The organism is Neopoerus faecalis (assembly GCF_029218125.1).
Lineage (GTDB): Bacteria > Bacillota > Clostridia > Oscillospirales > Oscillospiraceae > Oscillibacter > Oscillibacter faecalis_A.
This window is the reverse complement of sequence record NZ_JARFXX010000019.1, coordinates 1-8769: the sequence shown is the minus strand read 5'-3', so window position 1 is coordinate 8769 and position 8769 is coordinate 1. Positions and strand designations below refer to the sequence as shown.

Below are 8769 nucleotides of genomic sequence, written 5' to 3'. Positions count from 1 at the left end.
AGCTCAGCTCGTCAAGGTCATAATCACCGTAGTCACTGTCGCTGTAGTAGAATTTGTAACTATTCAGTTCACTGCGGGAGAAGTAAGTCTCCTTGCTCTTGCCGTAGCGGTAGTAGATATAACCGTCGGCATAGTCGGAGCTGGAGGGACGGTCAAAGACCACGTACTTGAAGGTGCCGGAGCAGTCATTATCGTAGAACTTCTCAAAATCCCGGCCGCTGAGGGAAACGGAATCATTGGCCTTGACAGTGTAGGAGATATCGCCCTTGGAGGAGCTGGAGCTGCCGGACTTGGAGACTTCCAGCGCCAGCGTGCCCTCGGCATACTGGTTTGTGTTATTGCCGGAGCCGCCGTAAACAGTGAAACCAATCTCAATGGAATCGGTAGCGGCGTTCTTGTCAGCCTCTAAAGCAAGACGCTTGATGGGGTAATCTCCATAATAGGAATCATCGTAGTAGAAATCATTGCTGGTCAGTCCCGTACGGGAAAGAGCGTCGCCCTCATAGGTGACATAGCCGCTGAAATTATTGTAGCTGCTGGTACCGACCTGAAACTCCACATACTTGAAGGTGCCGGAGCAGTTTTTGGTGTAAAAGCTCTCAAAGTCGCTGACATCAAAGGATGTGTCCGAGCCGGGCCTGACGGTGTAGGTGATGTCGGCGCTCCTGGCCGACACGGCGGGAATCATGGTCATGACCATGATTAGTGTCAGCAAAAGGGATGGGAACCGTTTTCTGAAAAATTGTTTCATAAAAAAACCTCCTCAGATAAAATGCAGATGGTTCTACAAAATCTACCATAGCGGAAAGGCAATTCTAAATCATGAACAAACTGTGAACAAGCGAATACGATTTGGTTAAAAAACGGTTACAGCCGGAGCGGGCAGCGGCCGCCGAAGCGTATCTGTGCAGTTTCACAGGGGAAAGGAAATAGGCCGACCTTTTCTTTATGCGCAGCTACAAAGTAAAAATGAATATTTATTTGGATATTGACAAATGAAGTGAATAAATATACAATAGCAGCATCAAGAGAGCAACGGAGTGAATGACATGAGCATTCTGGAGATCGCAGCCAATTATTACCAATACTTTCTGCGAGGCACCCGCACAACCATTTTAGTGGCGCTGGTCACTGTTTTCTGCGGCGCACTGCTGGGCTGCGCCATCGCCCTGATGCGGCTTTCCAAAATCAAGGTGCTGAACTGGTTCAGCCGGCTGTACATCACCGTGATTCGCGGCACGCCTATGCTGGTGCAGCTATACATCGTATATTTCCAACTGGACTTCATCAAGTACCCCTCCGGCAGCATTTTCGGCGTGGATCTGGAGCGGGCCATCCCCTGTATCATTGCACTGTCCATGAACTCGGCGGCCTACATCGCGGAAATCATCCGGGCGGGCATTCAGGCAGTGGATAAGGGCCAGATGGAGGCGGCCCGGTCCTGCGGCATGAACGGCAGTCAGGCCATGCGGTACATCATCATGCCGCAGGCGGTGAAAAACATCCTGCCGGCCATCGGCAACGAGTTCGTGACCATGGTGAAGGAGACCTCCATTATCCAATACTTAGGCATCAGCGATCTGATGTACAACAACGGCATCGTGATCACGGCGACCTATAACCCGCTGCCCTGCTATTACATTTCCGCACTGATCTACCTGACGCTGAACATTTGTCTCGGCAAGGGGCTGAACATTTTTGAAGGGAGAATGAAAAAAAGTGAACGATAATGTTCTGTTTGAAATCAAGGGCCTTCAGAAAAAGTTCGGCGAGCTGACAGTGTTCGACGGGTTGGACGAAACCATTTCCAAGGGGGATGTGGTGGTCATCATCGGCCCCTCCGGCGGCGGCAAATCCACCTTTATCCGATGCCTGAATTTGTTGGAGCAGCCCACAGCGGGCACCATTCTCTTTGAAGGACAGGACATCACGGCCAAGGGCTTTGATGTGAACCGGCACCGACAGAAGGTGGGGATGGTATTCCAGCAGTTCAACCTGTTCAACAACCTGACGGTGCTGGAGAACATCACCATTTCCCAGATCAAGGTCAAGGGACTGTCCCAGGCGGAGAGCGAGGCCAAGGCCATGACGCTTTTGAAGCGGGTGGGCCTTGACGATAAGGCGGGGTCCTATCCCAGTCAGCTCTCCGGCGGACAAAAGCAGAGAATTGCCATTGTCCGGGCGCTGGCCATGGAGCCGGATGTGCTTCTCTTTGACGAGCCCACCTCCGCGTTGGACCCGGAGATGGTAGGCGAGGTTCTGCAGGTCATTTCCGATTTGGCGAAGGACGGTATCACCATGGTGGTGGTGACCCACGAGATGGGCTTTGCCCGCAAGGTGGGGACCCGGGTTCTGTTCATGGACGGGGGCCAGATCGCCGAAGAGGGGACGCCGGAGCAAATTTTTGAGCATCCCCAGAATCCCCGCACAAAGGAATTTTTATCCAAGGTCATCAATGTGATTTGAAATCAAATATAAAAATAAAGCTATTCGGGAGGAACTAATTATGCTGCATTCTATCGACTCTGAGATCCTGTTTCTGAAGCAGGAGGACGTTATCAAGGCCGGTCTGCTGGACATGAAGCAGATTTTGAAGGTCACGGAAAAGACCTATGAGCTCATGGGTCAGGGCCTTATCAAGAACCCGCCCAAGGTCCGCACCCGCATCCCTGATGATGACAACTGGCAGAGCTTCTTCAACTCCATGCCCTGCTACATCGGCGGCGATGTGAATATCGGCGGTATTAAGTGGGCGGCGGAGTCCAAGAAGAATGCTCACACGCCGGGCATCCCCTACGGCATTGACATCACCATCCTCAGTGACCCCGAGACCGTGCTGCCATTCTGCATTCTGGACGGTACGCTGGTCACCGCTATGCGGACTTCTGCTGTTGGCGGTCTGCTGGCAAAGTACACCGCTCCCTCCAACACCGAGACTGCCTGCCTTGTGGGCGCCGGCGTCATCGGCCGGACGATGGTCATGGCCATTGCGGAGGCTATCCCCACGGTGAAGACCATGTATCTGTGCGATCTGGATGTACCCAAGGCGGAGGCCGTGGCCGCAGAGCTGCAGCCCAAGTATCCCAATGTGAAGATCATCCCCACCAAGGACAGCAAGGGCGCGGCGCAGAAGTCCCAGCTTATCGTGACGGAGACCACGGCGGCAAAGCCCTTTGTGGACAAGAGCTGGCTGACCCCCGGCTGCGGTCTGGTGTCCATGGCCTCCAACGAAGTTGATCTGGATGTGGTCCGCAGCGCGGATGTCATCTGCATCGACTACTGGAAGCAGATGATCACCTATAACGGCAAGGCGGTGGCACAGCTCTACAACAACGGCGAGATCGACGAGAACGGCGTTTCCGAGCTGGGCAATCTGGTGCTGGGTAAGAAGACCGGCCGTACCTCTGACGATCAGTTCGTGTTCGCTACCTCCATGGGTATCGGCGCGCTGGACATCATGATCGGCTATCAGCTTTATCAAAATGCCGCGAAAATGGGCATCGGCACCAAGGTCAAGCTGTGGGACAAGCCGCTGTGGGAATAAAATAGAACAACAAAGAGGAATATTGATATGAAAAAGATGAAAAAGGCGCTGGCCCTGCTGCTGGCTGTTATGACTGTTTTCAGCCTCGCCGCCTGCGGCGCGAAAAAGGATGATGCGGCGGTGGATAATGCCTCCGACCCGGCCGGAGACACTGCGCAGGAGGAGACCTCCTCCACGCCCAATGTGGACGCCATCAAGAAGGCCGGTGTGCTGGTGGTAGGCACCTCCGCTGACTATCCGCCCTATGAGTTCCATACGGAGATTGACGGTAAGGACACCATCGTGGGCTTCGACATTGCCATCGCCCAGTATTTTGCGGATCAGATGGGCGTGGAGCTGAAGGTTGTGGATATGAGCTTTAACAGCCTGCTCATCAGTCTGGCTAAGGGCGACTTTGATTTGGTGATGGCCGGTATGACCCCCAATGAGGAGAGAAAAAAGGCCGTGGACTTCACGGATGTGTTCTACCGCAATAAGCAGATCGTGCTCATCCGCACGGAGGACGCCGATAAGTTCCAGACCATGGAGGATCTCGTAGGCCACAAGGGCGCTGTGCAGACCGGCACTGTTCAGGAGCAGATCGCCCATGACGCCATCGGCGAGGAGAATACCGTGGGTCTGGTCAAATTCCAGGACGAGATCATGGAGCTCAAGAGCGGCAAGGTGGATATGGTATTCACCAACAGCCTTGTGGCTGCCGGCTATGTGGCGCAGAACCCGGACCTGATGATTCAGGATGTGGGTATCCCCTATGAGGACGATGGCTTTGCCGGGGCGGTCCAGAAGGGCAAGGAAGACCTTGTGGAGTATTTCAACGGTATCATCGCGGAAATGGCGGAGCAGAATCTGGTAGAACAGTATATTGCTGAGGCACAGGAGTTGGCCGGCGGCGCGGAATAACGCTGAACAGAGAAAAAATAAAAAGGAAGCGGCACTTATGTGCCGCTTCCTTTGATGTATGGATTGAAAAATGAAAATCAGTCATCGTCCCGGAACACGATATGGCCCGGCTCGGCGGATTCGATGATAGCCAGAGACTTCAGATTGACACCGGCGGCTCGGAGACGGTCGCCGCCGCCCTGAAAGCCCTTTTCCACGGCGCAGCCGATACCCACCAGCGTGGCACCGGCGGCGGTGACAATGTCGCACAGGCCCCGCATGGCCTCGCCGTTGGCCATGAAATCGTCAATAACAAGGACCTTGTCATCGGAGGACAGCCATTCCTTGCTCACCAGCAGCGTGACCTTTTTCTTATAGGTGTAGGAATAGATGTCACTTTGATACAGGCCGCCCTCAATATTGTCGCTCTTGGCCTTCTTGGCGAAGATCATGGGCTTATGGAAACGGGAGGCAACGGCAGTGGCAAGAGCAATGCCGCTGGCCTCGGCGGTGAGAATCATGGTGACCTCATCCATATTGAAATATTTGCCGAATTCCTCGGCAATATGGCCCAACAGCTCCGTGTCGATGCGGTGGTTCAGAAAACCGTCCACCTTAATGATGTTGCCGGGCAGAACCTTGCCCTCCTTGACGATGCGCTCTTTCAACTCCTGCATATCGTTCTCTCCCTTGTATGATTGATGCTCGGTTTTTGCCGAAAAAATCAGATACTGCTATTATCATGGATTTTGCCGCGTTTTGCAAGTGCTTTTCCCAACAAAAAGCAAATTGTTAGAGGTATGTCCTTTGTGGAAATACGCGCCGGAGGCGAAAAAGGCACCGCGCCGCATTTTTGCGGCGCGGTGCGGGACAATCATTTGTTCTCCAGCCGGTCGGCCACGCCCTTGAGCCAGTCGCCCTTAAAGGACTCGATGTCACCGGCGTCCACCAGCGCCGCCAGAGCCGGGTCGATGGGCATTTCCGCCAGCAGGGGCAGCTTGTGGGCCTTCGCAGCCTCGGCAGTCTTGCCCTGACCGAAGAGGTAGATTTTCCTGCCGCAGTCCGGGCAGGCCACGTAGCTCATGTTCTCCACGAGGCCGACGATGGGGACCTCCATCATCTCCGCCATTCTTACGGCCTTTTCCACCACCATGCTCACAAGCTCCTGCGGAGAGGCAACGATGATGATACCGTCCAGCGGGATGGACTGGAACACGGACAGGGAGACATCGCCGGTTCCCGGCGGCATATCCACAAACAGATAGTCGCAGTTCCAGAGCACCTCCGTCCAGAACTGCTGTACTACGCCGGAAATGACAGGGCCGCGCCAGATAACAGGGTCCGTTTCGTTTTCCAGCAGCAAGTTGATGGACATGACCTGAATCCCGGTCTTGGATTCCACGGGCAGCAGCGTGTTTTCATAGCCTCTGGCATGGTCATGGATACCGAAAGCCTTGGGGATGGAGGGGCCGGTGATGTCGGCGTCCATAATGCCGACATTGTAGTCCCGGCGGCGCATGGCCACAGCCAACTGGCTGGTAACCATGGACTTACCGACACCGCCCTTGCCGGAAACGATGCCGTAGACCTTGCCTACATGGGCTTCGGGATGGTGGGCCTTCAGCAGGGACTGAGGCTCACGGGAAGCACAGCTCTCTCCGCAGGTGGAGCAATCGTGCGTACATTCGCTCATATTGTCAGAATCTCCTTTTCCTATTTCGGGGGCCGCCCTTTGCGGCGCGGCCAAATGCTCAAAGACTATTATACCCCTTTGCGGGATTTCGTCAACACTCAGAAGCGACGGAGCGGCTGTTTCCAAGATGACAAACAGTTACGGCAGGGTCTCCGGCAAGGAGCGCGGCTTCCCGGCTGTGGCAGGTAAAGAGCAAAATCTGCCGGTGGGCGGCCTCCTGCTTCAAAAGCCGAAGGGCGGCGGCGCAGCGTTCGTCATCGAAATTCGTCAGCGCATCATCTAAAATGATGGGGACCTGCTTTTCTTCGGGCAGCACCAGTTGGCAGATAGCCAGACGTGCGGCGAGGTAGAGCTGGTCGGCGGCTCCGGCGGAGAGAAGCTGAATGTCCCGCTGTAGGGGATCGCCGGTGGGCTGGGCGGTCAGATGGAAGCTGCGGTCCAGTGCGGCACCGGTATAGCGGCCCATGCTCAGCTCCTGGAAAAGCTCCGCTGTCCGACGGCTCAACTGGGGAGAAAAGCGGTTTTGAAGGATGCTGTTAGCGGCGGTGAGGGTATCCATGGCCAGACGCAGCGCGTCATACTCGCTTTGCAGTGTGCTGATTTCATCCTGTGTGCGTTCCAGACCGGCCTGAAGTTCAGAGGGGTCTCCCATGACATGAAGCTGGCCGGAGAGCCGGTCCAGCTCGGACTGCACAGCAGCGGCGCGGGATTGCACCTGCGCGTATTCCGCAGCAGCACGTTCCCGGCTCCGGGCAGGCTGGGGGACCATCTCCTGCGGTGCTTCGGAAGGTGTTTGCTCCGCCGCAAAGGACTGCCGTGCCTGCGCCTCCGCAGCGGCGGTGCGGGCCTCGGTCAGTGCGCGGCGCTGCCGCGCGGCGTTCTGAAGCACCTGATCGGCGGTGGGGATATCGAAGGCGGAGGGGGCGAAGCGCCGGACTTCCAGCAAAATACCCTGTTCATTATTAGTAAGGGAACTATAGAGCGCTTCGGCGGTGCCGGATTTAGCGTTCAAGTCGGCTTGCGCGGCGTCCCGCGTTTCCACGGCCTTGGCGTAGGCCTCCGCAAGGGCGGTGATCTCGTCTGCATCCGCAGTGCCGAAGCGCTTGCATAAAGCGGTATTCTGCGCGGCCTTCAGGGCACGTTTCTGCATTTGACGGGAAATGACTGCGCCGGCGGCAATGATTACGGCGAAGATGCTCCAAGGCAGTATCGTTTGCCAGCCGGAGAGATATACGCTATATCGGGAAAGAGTAAATGCGGTGACTCCGATGGCGGCAGCCAGCATCAGAAAAAATACGGCCAAAGCGGGTGCAGCGTTGAAGGATACCTTTGGGGGCACGGCTGCTTCTTTTCGAGCTTCTTCAACGGTCTGACCGGCAAAGGGACTGTCATTGACCGCCTTTTCGGCCCGCAGCAGTGTTTTCATGGCTTCATCCCGGTCGGCACGAGCCTTGTCCACGCTTTTCCGCACCGTTTCCAGATTGACGATGGCGCCGCGGAGGCGGCCAATGGTTTCCGTGTCCGGCACATGGTCGGCTTGGAGCTGATCCTCCATCGCCTGCGCCCGCTGTGCTGCCTGTTGCGCGGCGGCGGTGAGGTCTGACAGTTGGCGCTGCTTTTGTGCGGCCTCCCAGCGGTCACACTGCTCCAGCTCGTCGGAAAGGGCCGCTTGCTGCTGAATCAAGTCTTGAAGCTGAGCATGAAGGGCTGTTTCCTGCTGCCGAAGCTGTTGAACGCGGTTGAGCTGCGCCTGCGTTTCGGCCTGCTGGGCCTCTAAAGCGGGGAGCAGACCGCTTTTATTATAACGGCGGCGGTTCAACTGCTTTTTTAAGGCATCGTATGCCTCTGTATAAGAGGTGTCCTCCTCGCCGGAGGAGATCAGAGCGGCAACGCGACGCTCGAGGCCAGCGTCCTGACTGATAGCAAGGCCGCTCTGACGGATGAAAGCGCTGCGTTCAAATACTTCCCGCGTGACGCCCAGCAGTGCTTCACCGCAATTCTGGCCGGTGAGACCGTCAATGGCGATATTGGTGCCGCTATAGACCGCCCGAAACTCGGCCATCGGCGCGGTCTGGCGGCGGGTGTCCCGGGAAATGGTGATGTCGCGGCCTTCCAATCGGCAATCCATGGAACCGGCCATGACGGTTCCGTCCCATGGCGCGTAGCGATTCTTGTCGGCGATATAGTCGGCACGGTCCCGTTCCCGGCTGTTGATGCCGTAGAGCATGGCGGTCAGAAACGCGCACCATGTAGATTTGCCGGATTCGTTGGGAGCCTCTATAATATTCAATCCATCGCTGAATTGAATTGTTTCACTTCGCAGCCGCCCGAAAACAGCGGATAGGCGCTTGATCTGCACAGGTATCCCTCCATAACTGCTCAATATAATATACGTCAGCAAAAATTATAGCATAGAGTTTCGAATTTGCACAGAGTATTTTCTGGTGTGCTGAATATGTGCAGAGCAATTAGAAATACTAATGATAAAAATTAGAAAAAGCTGTTGACAACAGAGACTAATTCTGCTATTCTTAATAAGCTGTTTAGCGGCGATGAAGAGAAGCGGGTCAAGAGATGGAGGGCGAAAACGCCTGAAAAAAGTTCTTGACAAGCAGAACTGAGCCTGATATAATAGCGACTGTTCCGCATGAGG

8 protein-coding genes are annotated in these 8769 nt (G+C 55.5%); 4 read left to right on the top strand and 4 right to left on the bottom strand.

Features of this window, described 5'->3' with window-relative positions; all coding sequences use genetic code 11:
- Positions 1-751, bottom strand: a 751-nt coding sequence (locus tag PY311_RS12435) for a hypothetical protein (protein WP_286149019.1), incomplete at its 3' end; no start/stop codon positions are given.
- Between the two features lie 298 nt (positions 752-1049).
- On the opposite strand from PY311_RS12435, the gene PY311_RS12430 reads away from it, so the two are divergent.
- From PY311_RS12430 to PY311_RS12415, 4 genes are read left to right on the top strand one after another with little or no spacing between them, the layout of a single operon-like run.
- A complete protein-coding gene (locus tag PY311_RS12430) occupies positions 1050-1730 on the top strand; it encodes an amino acid ABC transporter permease (RefSeq protein ID WP_286149018.1) in 681 nt (226 codons plus the stop codon).
- 4 nt (positions 1731-1734) lie between these two features.
- Positions 1735-2466: an amino acid ABC transporter ATP-binding protein gene (locus PY311_RS12425; protein ID WP_286149020.1), complete on the top strand. Its 732-nt coding sequence runs from the start codon at positions 1735-1737 to the stop codon at positions 2464-2466.
- Between the two features lie 40 nt (positions 2467-2506).
- Positions 2507-3544 carry an ornithine cyclodeaminase family protein gene (locus tag PY311_RS12420; protein ID WP_286149017.1) on the top strand — a complete coding sequence of 346 codons (1038 nt, stop codon included), beginning with the start codon at positions 2507-2509 and terminating at the stop codon, positions 3542-3544.
- 27 nt (positions 3545-3571) lie between these two features.
- A complete protein-coding gene (locus PY311_RS12415; RefSeq protein WP_286149016.1) occupies positions 3572-4444 on the top strand; it encodes a transporter substrate-binding domain-containing protein in 873 nt (290 codons plus the stop codon).
- A 77-nt stretch (positions 4445-4521) separates the two neighbouring features.
- Here the strand turns inward: PY311_RS12415 and PY311_RS12410 are convergent, their stop codons facing one another.
- The 3 genes from PY311_RS12410 to PY311_RS12400 all read right to left on the bottom strand — a co-directional run bounded on the left by PY311_RS12410 (position 4522) and on the right by PY311_RS12400 (position 8475).
- Positions 4522-5100 (bottom strand): xanthine phosphoribosyltransferase, encoded by a 579-nt coding sequence (locus tag PY311_RS12410; RefSeq protein ID WP_286149015.1) that lies wholly within the window; start codon positions 5098-5100, stop codon positions 4522-4524.
- 197 nt (positions 5101-5297) lie between these two features.
- Complete coding sequence (locus tag PY311_RS12405) at positions 5298-6116, bottom strand: Mrp/NBP35 family ATP-binding protein (protein ID WP_286149014.1); 819 nt, start codon at positions 6114-6116, stop codon at positions 5298-5300.
- Positions 6117-6207: 91 nt separating this feature from the next.
- The gene (locus PY311_RS12400; RefSeq protein ID WP_286149013.1) at positions 6208-8475 is read right to left on the bottom strand and encodes an ATP-binding protein; all 2268 of its coding nucleotides are present in this window, start codon (positions 8473-8475) and stop codon (positions 6208-6210) included.
- Between the last annotated feature and the right edge of the window lie 294 nt (positions 8476-8769).

What these genes read in the sequence shown, in the direction of transcription:
- PY311_RS12430 (WP_286149018.1), top strand. Translation starts at nt 1,050, where the DNA reads ATGAGCATTCTGGAGATCGCAGCCAATTATTACCAATACTTTCTGCGA.
- PY311_RS12420 (WP_286149017.1), top strand. Translation starts at nt 2,507, where the DNA reads ATGCTGCATTCTATCGACTCTGAGATCCTGTTTCTGAAGCAGGAGGAC.
- PY311_RS12415 (WP_286149016.1), top strand. Translation starts at nt 3,572, where the DNA reads ATGAAAAAGATGAAAAAGGCGCTGGCCCTGCTGCTGGCTGTTATGACT.
- PY311_RS12410 (WP_286149015.1), bottom strand. Translation starts at nt 5,100, where the DNA reads ATGCAGGAGTTGAAAGAGCGCATCGTCAAGGAGGGCAAGGTTCTGCCC.
- PY311_RS12405 (WP_286149014.1), bottom strand. Translation starts at nt 6,116, where the DNA reads ATGAGCGAATGTACGCACGATTGCTCCACCTGCGGAGAGAGCTGTGCT.